Annotated in this window: 12 protein-coding genes; 10 read left to right on the forward strand and 2 right to left on the reverse strand. The window is 59.7% G+C overall.

Going from position 1 to position 14,522, the window contains the following annotated elements:
• Positions 1 to 63 precede the first annotated feature (63 nt).
• Positions 64 to 2,283: a primosomal protein N' gene (locus ACZ3HH_RS04530; protein ID WP_465802988.1), complete on the reverse strand. Its 2,220-nt coding sequence runs from the start codon at positions 2,281 to 2,283 to the stop codon at positions 64 to 66.
• A 170-nt stretch (positions 2,284 to 2,453) separates the two neighbouring features.
• Between ACZ3HH_RS04530 and rpmE the strand changes: the two genes are divergently transcribed.
• From rpmE to ACZ3HH_RS04545, 3 genes are all read left to right on the forward strand, one after another.
• Positions 2,454 to 2,684 (forward strand): 50S ribosomal protein L31, encoded by a 231-nt coding sequence (rpmE, locus tag ACZ3HH_RS04535; protein WP_007899231.1) that lies wholly within the window; start codon positions 2,454 to 2,456, stop codon positions 2,682 to 2,684.
• Between the two features lie 14 nt (positions 2,685 to 2,698).
• A complete protein-coding gene (locus ACZ3HH_RS04540; protein WP_465802989.1) occupies positions 2,699 to 3,499 on the forward strand; it encodes a thermonuclease family protein in 801 nt (266 codons plus the stop codon).
• A 183-nt stretch (positions 3,500 to 3,682) separates the two neighbouring features.
• Entirely contained in the window at positions 3,683 to 4,951 is a 1,269-nt protein-coding gene (locus ACZ3HH_RS04545) for a malic enzyme-like NAD(P)-binding protein (RefSeq protein WP_007899225.1), read from the forward strand.
• Positions 4,952 to 5,222: 271 nt separating this feature from the next.
• Here the strand turns inward: ACZ3HH_RS04545 and ACZ3HH_RS04550 are convergent, their stop codons facing one another.
• Positions 5,223 to 7,661, reverse strand: coding sequence for a penicillin-binding protein 1A (locus ACZ3HH_RS04550; RefSeq protein ID WP_465803394.1), 2,439 nt, complete (start codon positions 7,659 to 7,661; stop codon positions 5,223 to 5,225).
• A gap of 218 nt (positions 7,662 to 7,879) precedes the next feature.
• On the opposite strand from ACZ3HH_RS04550, the gene ACZ3HH_RS04555 reads away from it, so the two are divergent.
• From ACZ3HH_RS04555 to aroB, 7 genes are all read left to right on the forward strand, one after another.
• Positions 7,880 to 8,944: a pilus assembly protein PilM gene (locus ACZ3HH_RS04555; protein ID WP_465802991.1), complete on the forward strand. Its 1,065-nt coding sequence runs from the start codon at positions 7,880 to 7,882 to the stop codon at positions 8,942 to 8,944.
• Positions 8,944 to 9,510 carry a PilN domain-containing protein gene (locus ACZ3HH_RS04560; protein ID WP_465802993.1) on the forward strand — a complete coding sequence of 189 codons (567 nt, stop codon included), beginning with the start codon at positions 8,944 to 8,946 and terminating at the stop codon, positions 9,508 to 9,510. Before ACZ3HH_RS04555 ends, ACZ3HH_RS04560 begins: the two co-directional genes overlap by 1 nt.
• Complete coding sequence (pilO, locus tag ACZ3HH_RS04565) at positions 9,507 to 10,127, forward strand: type 4a pilus biogenesis protein PilO (RefSeq protein ID WP_465802995.1); 621 nt, start codon at positions 9,507 to 9,509, stop codon at positions 10,125 to 10,127. The genes ACZ3HH_RS04560 and pilO overlap by 4 nt, the downstream gene beginning before the upstream one ends.
• A complete protein-coding gene (locus ACZ3HH_RS04570) occupies positions 10,124 to 10,651 on the forward strand; it encodes a pilus assembly protein PilP (RefSeq protein ID WP_465802997.1) in 528 nt (175 codons plus the stop codon). Before pilO ends, ACZ3HH_RS04570 begins: the two co-directional genes overlap by 4 nt.
• 13 nt (positions 10,652 to 10,664) lie before the next feature.
• On the forward strand, positions 10,665 to 12,740 hold the full coding sequence (gene pilQ / locus ACZ3HH_RS04575; RefSeq protein ID WP_465802999.1) for a type IV pilus secretin PilQ: 2,076 nt from the start codon (positions 10,665 to 10,667) through the stop codon (positions 12,738 to 12,740).
• 4 nt (positions 12,741 to 12,744) lie between these two features.
• Complete coding sequence (gene aroK / locus ACZ3HH_RS04580) at positions 12,745 to 13,263, forward strand: shikimate kinase AroK (RefSeq protein WP_201121330.1); 519 nt, start codon at positions 12,745 to 12,747, stop codon at positions 13,261 to 13,263.
• Positions 13,264 to 13,413: 150 nt separating this feature from the next.
• The gene (aroB, locus tag ACZ3HH_RS04585) at positions 13,414 to 14,514 is read left to right on the forward strand and encodes a 3-dehydroquinate synthase (RefSeq protein ID WP_465803001.1); all 1,101 of its coding nucleotides are present in this window, start codon (positions 13,414 to 13,416) and stop codon (positions 14,512 to 14,514) included.
• Positions 14,515 to 14,522: the final 8 nt, after the last annotated feature.

Below are 14,522 nucleotides of genomic sequence, written 5' to 3' on the forward strand. Positions count from 1 at the left end.
CAGGGTCTGTGTCATGACACAGATCCTGTGGGAGCGGGCTTGCCCGCGATGGCGATTTTGAAATCAATACAAATCGACGGGGTCGACATCCAAAGACCAACGCACCGCCCGCCCGCTCGGCATCTGCTCCAACACCAGCAACCAACTGCTCAACAACCGATGCAGTGGCGCCCGGGCCGTCGCTTGCAGCAACAACTGCGCACGATAACGCCCGGCTCGGCGTTCCATCGGTGCCGGCACCGGCCCGAGCAGTTCAATCCCGGTCAGGTTCTGTTCGGCCAGCAAACGCTCGGCCTCGCTGCATGCCTCATCGAGGAAGCCTTCGGCCTGCCCTGGTTTATGCGCTTCGGCCCGCAGCAGTGCGAGATGAGCAAACGGTGGCAGACCGGCGGAGCGGCGTTCGCTCAGCGCCTGTTCGGCAAAGGCGAAATAGCCCTGTTCGGTCAGCTGCACCAGCAGCGGGTGGTCTGCCAGGTGCGTCTGGATAATCACTTTGCCAGGCTCTTCGGCCCGCCCCGCGCGCCCGGCGACCTGGACGATCAACTGCGCCATACGTTCGCTGGCACGGAAGTCGCCGGAGAACAGTCCGCCGTCGGCATCCAGAATCGACACCAGGGTCACCCGTGGAAAGTGATGCCCTTTGGCAAGCATCTGTGTGCCGACCAGAATGCACGGCTGGCCTTTCTGGATGGTGGCAAACAGTTGATTCATCGCATCCTTGCGCGAGGTGCTGTCGCGATCGACCCGCAATACCGGAACACCGGGAAACAGGATGCCCAGCCGCTCTTCGGCACGCTCGGTACCAGCACCCACAGGGCGCAAATCGACTTTGCCGCATTTCGGGCAATGGCGGGGCACCCGCTCGACCTCGCCGCAATGGTGACAACGCAGTTCGCCTGAGCGCTGGTGCACGGTCATCCGCGCATCGCAACGCTTGCACTCGGACATCCAGCCGCAGTCGTGGCATAGCAGCGTCGGGGCGAATCCTCGACGATTGAGGAACACCAACACCTGCTGGCCGGCGGCCAGGGTCTGACCGATGGCTTGCTGCATCGGTCCGGAAATGCCGCTGTCCAGCGGGCGACTTTTCACGTCCAGGCGCAGGAAACGCGGTTGCTTGGCGCCACCGGCCCGCTCATTCAGGCGTAGGAGGCCGTAACGACCGGTGTAGGCGTTTTGCAGGCTTTCCAGCGAAGGTGTAGCGGAGCCGAGGACAATCGGGATGTTTTCCTGCCGGGCGCGGACCAGTGCCAGGTCGCGGGCGTGGTAACGCAGACCTTCCTGCTGCTTATAAGAGCCGTCGTGCTCTTCATCAATGATGATCAGGCCGGGGTTCTTCATCGGCGTGAACAGTGCCGAACGGGTACCGATAATAATGTCGGCCTCGCCATCCCGTGCCGCCAGCCAGGCTTCCAGGCGTTCGCGGTCATTGACGGCGGAGTGGATCAGCGCGATGCGCGCATTGAAGCGCTGCTCGAATCGGGCCAGGGTTTGCGGGCCGAGGTTGATCTCCGGGATCAGCACCAGGGCTTGCTTGCCGGCCTCGAGGGTTTCGCGGATCAGCTGCAAATAGACTTCAGTCTTGCCACTACCAGTGACGCCGGCCAGCAGGAACGCGTGATAACTGTCAAACCCGGCGCGAATCGCCTCGTAAGCGGCGCGCTGCTCCGGGTTGAGCGGCAGTTCCGGTTGCGCCAGCCAGTGTTCGTGGCGCACACCGGGCGCGTGCCTGCGGATGTCTACCTGCACCAGATCCTTGGCCAGCAACAGATCGAGGCTGTCCTTGCTCAACATCAGTTTGCTCAGAAGCTGATGAGCGACGCCGTGGGGATGCTGAGCCAGGGTCGCCAGTGCTTCACGTTGTCGCGGGGCGCGGGCGATGCGCGGGTCGTCAAGGCTGGCGCCGGGCGCGGCGGACCAGAAGCGTTCCTGACGAGCTTCGGCCAGTTCACCCTGTCGCAACAGTACCGGCAGTGCCCAGCTCAACGTGTCGCCGAGGCTGTGCTGGTAATACTGAGAGGTCCACAGGCACAGCTTGAACAGTGCGGGGGGCAGCGGCGGCGTGGCGTCGAGCAGCGCCAGGGCCGGTTTGAGCTTTTCTACCGGTACTTCACTGGTGTCGGTGACCTCCACCAGAATCCCGATCATCTCCCTCCGACCGAACGGCACCCGCAAGCGCATGCCCGGGTGCAACTGGGCGCGCAGGACTCCGGCCGGGGCACGGTAATCGAACAGGCGGCGCAGGGGCGAAGGCAGGGCGAGGCGCAGAATGGCGTTGGGCACGCGATTGTTTTCTCGATGAGAGGGCGATGAAGAAGGCCGGGAGCCTAGCAGACGACTGGTTTAAGCGACAGCTTGCGTGATTGCAAAGGTCTGGTAGAATCCGCGGCCTAATTACGTGCGGTATTCAACAATGGTGTTGAGTGGCGGCACGCTAGCCTGAGGAATACATCATGAAAGCCGATATCCATCCAACATACGAAATCACCGCAGTTACCTGCAGCTGTGGCAACAAGTTCGAAACTCGTTCGAACCTGGCCAAGCCTCTGGCGATCGACGTATGCAACGAATGCCACCCGTTCTACACCGGTAAGCAGAAGACTCTGGATACTGGCGGTCGTGTACAGCGCTTCGCAGACCGTTTCGGCGCTTTCGGCAAGAAAGCTCCAGCTGCTGCAGAGTAAGGTTGAAAGGCCCGATGGGCTTTTCCTTGCTGATGAAAAAGGCGTCCCTCGCGGGCGCCTTTTTTGTGTCCGCGATTTGGCTTTCCGGTGCCCAGGCTTTCTGCCCGGCGCCGAGCGGGCTGACGTCGGTCGCGGTGCAGCGGGTGGTGGATGGCGACACCTTGCGCCTGCGCGATGGCCGCAGTGTGCGAATGATCGGTTTGAATACGCCAGAGTTGGGCAGGCAGGGGCGTTCTGACGAGCCGTTCGCCGTGGCCGCGCGCAAGCGCCTTGAAGCTCTGGTGGCCGCCAGCGACGGGCGCGTCGGTTTGCTGCCGGGTAAAGAAAGCAAGGACCATTACGGCCGGACCCTGGCCCATGTTTACGGCATCGATGGTGCTAACTTCGAAGCACAGCTGCTCGCCGAGGGCCTCGGTTTTCAGGTGGCGGTGGCACCGAATGTCGATTTGGTCGCCTGCCAGCAAGCGGCCGAACGCAGTGCTCGTCAGGCCGGTCTCGGGCTGTGGCGACAATCACCTGTACTGAAAGCGGAGCAGATCAGCGCGTCCGGTTTCGCCATGATCAGTGGTCGTGTGAGCAAGGTTCAGCGCAATCGCGGCGGGGTTTGGATCGAGTTGCAGGATTCGGTTGTATTGCGGGTTGCACCCAATATGCTGGGTCAATTCGATGTCGCGTCGCTTGAAAAGCTCAAAGGCAAGCAAATCGAGGCTCGTGGCTGGGTGGTGGATCGTTCGCGCCGTGGTGGGTTGAAACCGGGGCAGGCTCGCTGGCTTGTGCCGCTGACCGATTCGGCGATGTTGCAGGCGGCGCCGTAAGAGAAAGTTGTAGACATTTTTTCTGTCGATTGTGAACAGTCTATCCCTTGTGTTCCGTGGCTCTTGGTCCAAAGTCGTAGGGCTGGGCGCTTGACAGGGGTGACTGGTCAGTCTTGTGAGGACTTTGCGAGGCGAGTATCCTCGGCGGTCCGTCTGTCCAACAGTAAAAAGCGGAATGCCCCTATGTCTGATTTGAAAACTGCCGCTCTCGAATATCACGCCCATCCCCGTCCAGGGAAGCTGAGTGTCGAGCTCACCAAGGCCACCGCTACCGCCCGCGACCTGTCGCTGGCCTACAGCCCCGGCGTAGCCGAACCAGTGCGCGAAATCGCCCGCGATCCTGAACTGGCCTACAAATACACCGGCAAAGGCAACCTGGTTGCAGTCATTTCCGATGGCACCGCGATTCTGGGCCTGGGTAACCTCGGCCCATTGGCTTCCAAGCCGGTTATGGAAGGTAAAGGTGTGCTGTTCAAGCGCTTCGCCGGTATCGACGTGTTCGACATCGAAGTCGACTCCGAAAGCCCGCAAGCCTTTATCGACACCGTCAAGCGTATCTCCATTACCTTCGGTGGCATCAACCTGGAAGACATCAAGGCACCTGAGTGCTTTGAGATCGAACGCGCTCTGATCGAGCAGTGCGATATTCCGGTATTCCACGATGACCAGCACGGCACCGCAATCGTTACTGCGGCCGGCATGATCAACGCCCTGGAAATCGCTGGCAAAACCCTGGCTGACGCCAAGATCGTCTGCCTGGGCGCCGGTGCAGCTGCCATCTCCTGCATGAAATTGCTGGTGAGCATGGGCGCAAACATCGAAAACATTTACATGGTTGACCGTACCGGTGTGATCCACTCCGGCCGTGACGACCTGAACCAGTACAAGGCTGTGTTCGCTCACGCGACCGAGAAGCGCACCCTGGCTGACGCGCTGGAAGGCGCTGACGTGTTCGTTGGCCTGTCCGGCCCGAACCTGCTGAGCGCTGAAGGCCTGAAATCCATGGCGGCCAACCCGATCGTGTTCGCGTGCTCGAACCCGGATCCGGAAATCTCCCCGGAACTGGCTCACGCCACCCGTAACGACGTGATCATGGCCACCGGCCGTTCGGACTACCCGAACCAGGTCAACAACGTACTGGGCTTCCCGTTCATCTTCCGTGGTGCCCTGGACGTTCGCGCCAAGCGCATCAACGAAGAAATGAAAGTGGCTGCCGCCAACGCCCTGCGTGAACTGGCCAAGCTGCCAGTGCCTCAGGAAGTATGCGACGCCTACGGCGGCATCAAACTGGAATTCGGTCGTGAGTACATCATTCCGAAACCAATGGATGCCCGTCTGATCACCCTGATCTCCGATGCCGTGGCCAAGGCTGCGATCGAGACCGGTGTGGCGACCCTGCCGTATCCGAAGAACTACCCGCTGAAAAGCGTGGATGACGTGTTCAACGGCTAAGCCGTTGTAGCGCTTCAACCAAAAGCCCTGGCTCGCTCTGAGTCGGGGCTTTTTTGTATCTGAGGGTTTTGCATCGTTTGTAAGGGCCTCTTCGCGGGCAAGCCCGCTCTCCCACAGGGATCGCTTTGGTTCACAACCCCTGATAGCGCCACAGAACCTTGTGGGAGCGGGCTTGCCCGCGAAGGGGTCGGGTCATTCAGCGCATAACCGGCAGGCAATAAAAAGCCCCGCTCATCTTTCGAAGGCGGGGCTTTTTGGTGTCGCTACACGATCAGAACAAATCGATCGGCGCCGCCTCATCCGCTGGCAACGGGCTGCCCGGCACATTGCCGTTACCCAGCTCGTTCACCGATGGTGGCGTGTCTTCTGCCTTGAACAGCTCGAAGTAGGCACCTGGCGTGCCTGGAGTGGCTGCACGACCGCTGACCGGGTCGACGCGCAGGCTGAGAATGCCCTCGGGTTCCGCTTGGGTGTGGGGCGGTTTGTCTTTGAGGGCCGCCGCCATGTAGTTCATCCAGATCGGCAAGGCAACGGTGCCGCCGAACTCGCGTTTGCCCAGGCTTTCCGGCTGGTCGAAACCGGTCCAGACGGTGGTCACGTAATCGGCGTTGTAGCCGGAGAACCAGGCGTCCTTGGATTCGTTGGTGGTGCCGGTCTTGCCCGCGATGTCGCTGCGGCCCAAGGCTAGTGCACGGCGGCCGGTGCCGAGTTTGATCACATCCTCAAGCATGCTGTTGAGAATGTAAGTGGTGCGCCCATCGACGATACGTTCGGCCACGGCTGGTGTTTGTGGCACTGGCTGGGTGCTCGGTGCTTCGCCTGGAATGGCGTTGACTGTGAAGGTGTTGTAGGCCGGCACGGCGATGCCATCGCTGGCGACGGTGCCTTTTGGAACGCTCGGCGGGTTGGCGACGAATAGCGTGTCGCCGTTGCGGCTTTCAATCTTGTCGATGATGTACGGAGTGATCTTGTAGCCGCCGTTGGCGAAGGTGCTCCAGCCGGTGGCGATTTCCATTGGTGTCAGGGTCGCGGTGCCCAGGGCCAGGGACAGGTTGCGCGGCAGGTCCTGCTTGTTGAAGCCGAATTTGCTGATGTAGTCGATGGTGCGGTCGACGCCCAGCGCTTGCAGCAGGCGGATCGATACCAGGTTGCGCGATTTGTAGAGCGCTTCACGCATGCGGATCGGGCCGAGGAAGGTGTTGGTGTCGTTTTTTGGACGCCAGACCTTGTCCAGGTACTCGTCGACGAACACGATCGGTGCGTCGTTCACCAGGCTGGCGGCGGTATAGCCGTTGTCCAGGGCGGCGCTGTAGACGAATGGCTTGAAGCTTGAGCCCGGCTGACGCTTGGCCTGCATGGCGCGGTTGTAGTTGCTCTGCTCGAAGGCGAACCCGCCGACCAGCGAACGAATGGCGCCGTTCTGTGGGTCGAGGGAAACCAGTGCGCCCTGGGCCTGCGGAATCTGGCTGAATTTGAGCGAATTGTCTGGCTGACGCTGCACGCGAATCAGATCACCGACCTGCGCGACATCCGACGGCTGCTTCGGATTGGCGCCCATGCTGTTGGTGTTCAGGAAGGGGCGAGCCCACTTCATGGTGTCCCAGGCAACGTGTTCTTCGCCGCTGCGGGTCAGCACCTGCACGCCGTTCTTGTCGATCTGGGTCACGATCGCCGGTTCCAGGCTGCTGATGGTCCGCTGCTTGGTCAGCTCCAGGGTCCAGGCCTCTCGGGTTTTACCCGGCAGACGTGACTCGGGGCCGCGATAACCGTGCCGTTGATCGTAGGTCATCAAGCCTTCGTGAACCGCGGTGTTGGCCATCTCCTGCAAATCACTCGGTACCGTGGTGGTGACACGGAAACCTTCGGTGTACGCATCGCTGCCATAGCGGCCGACCATTTCGGCACGGGCCATTTCGGCGATGTACGGAGCGTTCACTTCCGGGGTCGGCACATGGTAGCTGGCGTTCAGCGGCTCATTGATCGCAGTGGTGTAGTCGGCTTCGGTGATCTTGCCGAGCTTGTACATGCGCCCAAGGATCCAGTCGCGACGCTCCTTGCTGCGGGCCGGGTTGGCCAGCGGGTTGAAGCGCGAGGGGGCTTTTGGCAGGCCGGCGATCATCGCCATCTGCGCCAGGCTGACGTCACGAATCGACTTGCCGTAATAGACCTGTGCCGCCGCCTCGATGCCATAGGCGCGGTTGCCCAGATAGATCTTGTTGACGTACAGCTCGAGGATCTCGTCCTTGGTCAGCTGTCGTTCGATCTGCAGCGCCAGGAGGATTTCGGTGGTTTTGCGCGAGAAGCTGCGTTCGCTGGTGAGGAAGAAATTCTTCGCCACCTGCATGGTGATGGTGCTACCGCCGGACTGAATGTGTCCGCTTTTTACCAGTTGGGTAGCGGCCCGCATCAGGCTGCTGGGATCGACGCCGTAGTGGTTGGCGAAATTGTCGTCTTCAGCACTTAGTAACGCATTAATGAAATTGGGGGGAATGTCGGCGAAACGGATCGGCGTGCGGCGCATTTCGCCAAATTCTGCGATCAACTTGTTGTCGCTGCTGTACACCCGTAAAGGAATCTGCAACTGAATACTTCTCAGCGCCTCCACGGATGGCAATCCGGGGCTAAGGTAAAGAAAAGCGCCGCTCAGACCCAGGAGCAGTCCGCAGAAAACGGCGACGATGGACCAACCGAAAAATTTCAGCAGACGAATCAAGGCTTTTGGATATCCAGGGCAAAGAATGAATTAGGCATCAGGGTTCAGGCTATACAGAGAATGACCCGCGCTTGCAGTGAAAGCGGAAAAAACGCTCGGCATTATAAGCATTTTTCCGTTGGGGGCGTCATTTGCGCTTCTGTCAAGACGGGGGGTATTGAACGCAATGGATATTACAGAGTCCGTAACTCACGGATAGTCATAGGGAATTGGTAGTGCTAGGACTCTTCAATAAAAAAGCCAATACGCTTTTGGGGATCGACATCAGCTCCACGTCGGTGAAGCTACTGGAGCTAAGTCGCCAGGGCGACCGCTATCGGGTCGAGGCCTATGCGGTCGAACCGCTGCCCGCCAGTGCCGTGGTCGAGAAAAATATCGCCGAGCTCGAAGGTGTGGGGCAGGCTCTTGCGCGGGTGCTATCCAAGGCCAAAACCAGCCTCAGGAACGTTGCCGTGGCGGTGGCCGGCTCGGCGGTGATCACCAAGACCATCGAGATGGACGCCGGTCTTTCCGACGACGAGATGGAAAACCAGCTGAAGATCGAGGCCGATCAGTACATTCCTTATCCACTGGATGAAGTGGCGATCGATTTCGAAGTGCAGGGCGCGTCGCCGCGCAACCCCGAACGGGTCAATGTGCTGCTGGCGGCCTGTCGCAAGGAAAACGTCGAGGTCCGCGAAGCGGCCCTGGCTCTGGCCGGGCTGACCGCGCGAGTGGTCGATGTTGAAGCCTATGCCCTGGAGCGATCGTTCGGTCTGCTGGCAACCCAGTTGGCCGCCTCTCAGGAGCGTCTGACCGTGGCGGTGGTCGATATCGGTGCCACCATGACCACCCTGAGCGTGCTGCACAATGGGCGGATCATCTACACCCGCGAACAATTGTTCGGCGGCCGTCAATTGACGGAAGAGATCCAGCGTCGTTATGGCCTGACGGTCGAGCAGGCGGGGCTGGCGAAGAAGCAGGGCGGTTTGCCGGACGATTACGTCAGCGAGGTCTTGCAGCCGTTTCGTGATGCGTTGGTGCAACAGGTGTCGCGTTCGTTGCAGTTTTTCTTTGCCTCCGGCCAGTACAACTCGGTCGATCACATCCTCTTGGCTGGCGGCACTGCCTCGGTCCCCGGGCTGGAGCGATTGATCGAGCAGCGACTGGGTACGCCGACCCAGGTCGCCAATCCATTCTCCAACATGACCCTGAGCAGCAAGGTCAACGCCGGGGCCCTGGCGAGCGATGCCCCGGCACTGATGATTGCCTGTGGGCTGGCCCTCAGGAGTTTCGACTGATGGCGCGGATCAATCTTTTACCCTGGCGTGAAGAGTTGCGCGAAGGGCGTCGCAAGCGCTTTTTACTGGCGTTGGTCGGTGTGCTGGTGGGGTCAGTGGGGGCATTGCTGATCGCGGACCAGGTCATTGACGGCGCCATTGATCGGCAAGTTGCGCGTAACGATTACATCAGTAAGCAGATTGCGGTGGTCGACGAGCGGATCAAGCAGATCAGCGACTTGAAGGCCCGTCGACAGCAACTCGTCGAGCGCATGCGCATTATTCAGGACCTGCAAGGCAACCGGCCGATCAGCGGCAGGATTTTCGATCAATTGGCGCGTACTTTGCCGGAAGGAGTTTATTTCACCGAAGTGAAAATGCTCGGCAAGACGTTGTCTATCACCGGCGCGGCGGAGTCCAACAATCGTGTTTCGGATCTGATGCGCAATCTTGATGCCTCCGACTGGTTCGATGCGCCCAACCTTACGGAAGTCAAAGCGACCACCGCCGGTCAGCTGGATCAGGCTAATGTTTTTCAGTTGACCGTCCGTCAGACTCAGCCCGCAGTTGTGGGGGGCGCTAAATGAAACTGTCCGAATGGTTCGAAGGGTTACGCCAGATCGACATCAACGATCTGGACACCAACAACATGGGTTCCTGGCCACCGGCGATCAAGGTTCTGGCGAGTGTCCTGCTGATGGTTCTGGTGATGGCCCTGGGCTACAGCTTCTTGATCAGCGATCTGCAAAACCACTTGCAACTCAGGCGCGAGGAAGAGTCGACGCTCAGGGAGCAATTCGCGACCAAAGCCCATATGGCGGCGAATCTGGAGCTGTATACCCAGCAAATGAAGGAAATGGAGAACTCCTTCGGCATGCTATTACGGCAATTGCCCAGCGACACCGAAGTGCCCGGCCTGCTGGAAGATATCACCCGCACTGGTCTGGGCAGCGGCCTGGAGTTCGAAGAAATCAAGCTGCTTCCGGAGGTCACCCAGCAGTTCTACATCGAGCTGCCTATCCAGATCACCGTCACCGGCGCTTATCACGACCTGGCCACTTTCGTCAGCGGCGTGGCCGGGCTGCCGCGGATCGTCACCCTGCATGACTTCGACTTGGCGCCGGCCAATCCTGATGGTCCGAAGTTGCGCATGAGCATCCTTGCCAAGACCTATCGCTACAACGACAAGGGGTTGCAGAAATGAGCCCGATTCGTTGCCTGTCGATGGGTATGTGTCTGGTCGTCCTGGCCGGTTGTGGCGGCGACACTGATTTCAGTGACCTGGACGCCTATCTGAACGAAGTGCGCCTGCGTGCGCCCGGCAAGATTGAACCAACGCCGACATTCCGGTCTTACCCGACATTCACCTACAACGCTGCCAACCTGCGTAGCCCGTTCTCCCGGCAGGTCAGAGTCGATCTGGCCGGCCAGAAGCATGGCTCGCGCAACGTCAAACCCGACCCCAACCGGGTCAAGCAGTACCTCGAAGGTTTCAACATCGAGCAATTTGAAATGGTCGGCACGATCTCCAATGCAGCTGGCTCCTTTGCGCTGTTGCGCGGGGCGGGCGGCGTGCATCGGCTGAAAGTCGGCGATTACCTGGGGCGTAACGATGGGCGGATCGTCGCCATCAGCGGTTCGCAAGTCGACGTGGTCGAAATCGTTCCCGATGGCGAAGGTGCCTGGCTGGAACGGCCGCGAACCATCCCTTTGAAAGAGCACTCATAGTGGAACTCGAATAATGAACAGGATTTTCTCAACCTTCGGTATTTCGCTATGGATAGCGTTTCTGTCGCCGATGGTAGTGGCGGCCAACCTCAAAGCGCTGGATGTCGCTGCGTTGCCCGGTGACCGTGTCGAGTTGAAGTTGTCGTTCGATGGGCCGCCGCCGCAGCCTCACGGTTACACGACAGAGCAGCCTGCGCGGATTGCGCTGGACCTGCCGGGGGTCACCAGTCAGCTGGCGAACAAGAATCGGGACCTGGGCGGCGGCAATGCCCGCAGCGCTACGGTGGTTGAGGCCAAGGACCGCACACGGCTGATCATCAGCCTGACTCAATTGACTCCATACAACGCCCGCGTCGAAGGCAACAATCTGTTCGTGGTCGTCGGGCAAGGGCCCGCTAGCAAGGCGCCCAAGCCGATCACCAACGCACCGCGCGCAGCTACTGCGATACCGGCGCCCGCCAGGGTCAATGCACCCGTGGGCAAAGCCATCCGGGGCGTGGATTTCCAGCGCGGCACCCAGGGTGAGGGCAATGTGGTCATTGATCTGTCGGATCCGTCGATCGCCCCGGACATCCAGGAACGTGATGGCAAAATCATCGTCGGTTTCACCAAGACCCAACTGCCTGAACGGTTGCGTGTACGCCTCGACGTCAAGGATTTCGCTACGCCGGTGCAGTTCGTCAACGCCAGCGCCACGGGCGACCGGGCCATTATCAGTATCGAGCCCAGTGGCGCCTTCGATTATTCGACCTACCAGACCGACAACAAACTGACCGTCAGCATTCGGCCGATGACTGCCGACGACTTGCAGAAGCGCAACACCGAACGCTTTGCCTACACCGGCGAAAAACTCTCGCTGAATTTTCAAGACATCGATGTGCGCTCGGTGCTGCAACTGATCGCCGATTTCACCAACCTCAATCTGGTGGCCAGCGACACGGTGCAGGGCGGCATCACGTTGCGTTTGCAGAATGTGCCGTGGGATCAAGCGCTGGACCTGGTGCTGAAAACCAAAGGTCTGGATAAACGCAAGATCGGTAACGTGCTGCTGGTGGCGCCGGCTGATGAAATCGCTGCCCGAGAGCGTCAGGAGCTGGAGTCGCAGAAGCAGATCTCCGAACTGGCGCCTCTGCGTCGCGAGCTGTTACAGGTCAACTACGCCAAGGCCGCCGATATCGCCAAGCTGTTCCAGTCAGTGACCAGCGCCGACACGAAAGTCGACGAGCGAGGTTCAATTACTGTCGATGAGCGAACCAACAACATCATTGCCTACCAGACCCAGGATCGCCTCGACGAACTGCGTCGCATTGTTGCGCAGCTGGATATCCCGGTGCGTCAGGTGATGATCGAGGCACGCATTGTCGAAGCCAACGTCGATTACGACAAAAGCTTAGGCGTACGCTGGGGTGGTTCGGCGCAGAAGGGTAATTGGAACACATCCGGGGTCAACGGCTCTTCGACCACCATTGGTACTCCGGGAAGCACCAGCACTAACTCGCCGTTCGTCGACCTGGGGACCTCTGGCAACACCTCGGGGATCGGCATCGCCTTCATTACCGACAACGTGCTGCTGGACCTTGAGCTTTCGGCCATGGAGAAAACCGGCAACGGGGAAATCGTCTCGCAGCCCAAGGTGGTCACGTCCGACAAGGAAACCGCGAAAATCCTCAAGGGCACCGAGATCCCCTATCAGGAAGCCAGTTCCAGCGGCGCCACCTCGGTGTCGTTCAAGGAAGCTTCGCTGTCCCTGGAAGTGACTCCGCAGATCACGCCGGACAATCGAATCATCATGGAGGTCAAGGTCACCAAGGACGAACCGGACTACCTGAACAAAGTGCAGGATGTACCGCCGATCAAGAAAAACGAGGTCAACGCCAAGGTATTGGTTAACGACGGCGAGACTATCGTCATTGGTGGGGTTTTCTCAAATACTCAGAGCAAGGTTGTAGATAAGGTGCCATTTCTCGGTGATGTGCCGTATCTTGGCCGCCTTTTCCGGCGTGATGTGGTTTCGGAGAAAAAATCCGAGCTGCTGGTATTTCTCACTCCGCGTATCATGAACAATCAGGCGATTGCTGTGAGTCATTGATTCTGTGCGAAATTTGATTCTTGTTGGACCGATGGGGGCTGGAAAAAGCACCATCGGCCGTTTGCTGGCCAAAGAGCTGCGCCTGCCATTCAAAGATTCCGATAAGGAAATTGAATTGCGCACGGGCGCCAATATCCCGTGGATTTTCGATAAGGAAGGCGAACCGGGCTTTCGTGACCGCGAGCAGGCGATGATTGCCGAGTTGTGCGCATTCGACGGCGTGGTGTTGGCGACCGGTGGCGGCGCGGTGATGCGCGAAGCCAATCGTCGAGCGCTGCACGCCGGTGGTCGGGTGGTCTATCTGCATGCGTCTGTCGAGCAGCAGGTCGGCCGAACAGCTCGCGACCGCAACCGGCCACTGTTGCGCACCGCTGATCCGGCCAAGACCCTGCGGGACTTGCTGGCGATCCGTGATCCGCTGTATCGGGAGATCGCCGACCTGGTGGTTGAAACCGATGAGCGGCCGCCGCGAATGGTGGTGCTCGACATTCTCGACCGCTTGCAGCAACTACCGCCCCGTTAATGCGTGGCGTGAAATGCGCTATCCTCGGCGTCCTGTCGCAGTCGCTCAAGGTTGTGGCGGCTGGCTACCGAACGGCGTCGCACCAGCAGACGTCATGAAATTCGTAAACTGAAGGCAGGATGCCTGATTCAATCTTCACTGTGGGGACACATGCAGACACTCAAGGTCGATCTAGGCGAGCGCAGCTACCCGATTCATATTGGCGAAGGTTTGTTGGATCAGCCTGAGCTGCTGGTCCCGCATATCCGCGGGCGGCAGGTGGCGATCATCTCCAACGAGACCGTCGCGCCGCTCTACCTCGAGCGTCTGACTCGCAGTCTTGCGCAGTTCTCGGTGATTTCCGTGGTGCTGCCCGATGGCGAAGCCTTCAAAACCTGGGAAACCCTGCAACTGATTTTCGACGGTCTGCTGACCGCACGGCATGACCGCCGCACCACGGTAATCGCCCTCGGTGGCGGTGTGATTGGTGACATGGCCGGTTTTGCTGCCGCCTGTTATCAGCGCGGTGTCGATTTCATTCAGGTCCCGACCACGTTGCTGTCGCAAGTCGACTCCTCGGTGGGCGGCAAGACCGGGATCAATCACCCGCTGGGCAAGAACATGGTCGGCGCCTTCTATCAGCCGAATGTAGTGCTGATCGATACCGCCACCCTAAACACCTTGCCGCCCCGCGAACTGTCCGCCGGGCTGGCGGAAGTCATCAAATACGGGCTGATCTGCGACGAGCCATTCCTGACCTGGCTCGAAGAAAACGTCGATCGCCTGCGAACGCTGGACCAGACCGCCCTGACTTACGCCATTGAACGCTCCTGCGCGGCCAAGGCTGCGGTAGTCGGTGCCGACGAGAAAGAGACCGGTGTGCGTGCCACGTTGAACTTGGGCCACACCTTCGGCCATGCGATCGAAACCCACATGGGCTATGGTGTCTGGTTGCATGGCGAAGCAGTCGCTGCTGGCACCGTAATGGCATTGGAAATGTCTGCGCGCCTGGGCTGGATCAGCGAACAGGAACGTGATCGCGGTATTCGTCTGTTCCAGCGTGCCGGCCTGCCGGTCATTCCGCCGGAAGAGATGAGCGAAGCCGATTTTCTCGAACACATGGCAATTGACAAGAAAGTGATCGACGGTCGTTTGCGCCTGGTGCTGCTGCGCCACATGGGCGAAGCAGTGGTGACCGACGATTATCCGAAAGAGGTTTTACAGGCCACGCTGGGGGCGGATTACCGCGCCCTGGCTCAGCTTAAAGGTTAATAAGATCC

It is taken from the genome of Pseudomonas sp. PME37.24/025 (assembly GCF_055556615.1).

Excerpts from the sequence above, each read along its gene's own strand:
- rpmE (WP_007899231.1), top strand. The coding sequence starts at position 2,454 with ATGAAAGCCGATATCCATCCAACATACGAAATCACCGCAGTTACCTGC.
- ACZ3HH_RS04540 (WP_465802989.1), top strand. The coding sequence starts at position 2,699 with ATGGGCTTTTCCTTGCTGATGAAAAAGGCGTCCCTCGCGGGCGCCTTT.
- ACZ3HH_RS04545 (WP_007899225.1), top strand. The coding sequence starts at position 3,683 with ATGTCTGATTTGAAAACTGCCGCTCTCGAATATCACGCCCATCCCCGT.
- ACZ3HH_RS04560 (WP_465802993.1), top strand. The coding sequence starts at position 8,944 with ATGGCGCGGATCAATCTTTTACCCTGGCGTGAAGAGTTGCGCGAAGGG.
- pilO (WP_465802995.1), top strand. The coding sequence starts at position 9,507 with ATGAAACTGTCCGAATGGTTCGAAGGGTTACGCCAGATCGACATCAAC.
- ACZ3HH_RS04570 (WP_465802997.1), top strand. The coding sequence starts at position 10,124 with ATGAGCCCGATTCGTTGCCTGTCGATGGGTATGTGTCTGGTCGTCCTG.
- pilQ (WP_465802999.1), top strand. The coding sequence starts at position 10,665 with ATGAACAGGATTTTCTCAACCTTCGGTATTTCGCTATGGATAGCGTTT.
- aroB (WP_465803001.1), top strand. The coding sequence starts at position 13,414 with ATGCAGACACTCAAGGTCGATCTAGGCGAGCGCAGCTACCCGATTCAT.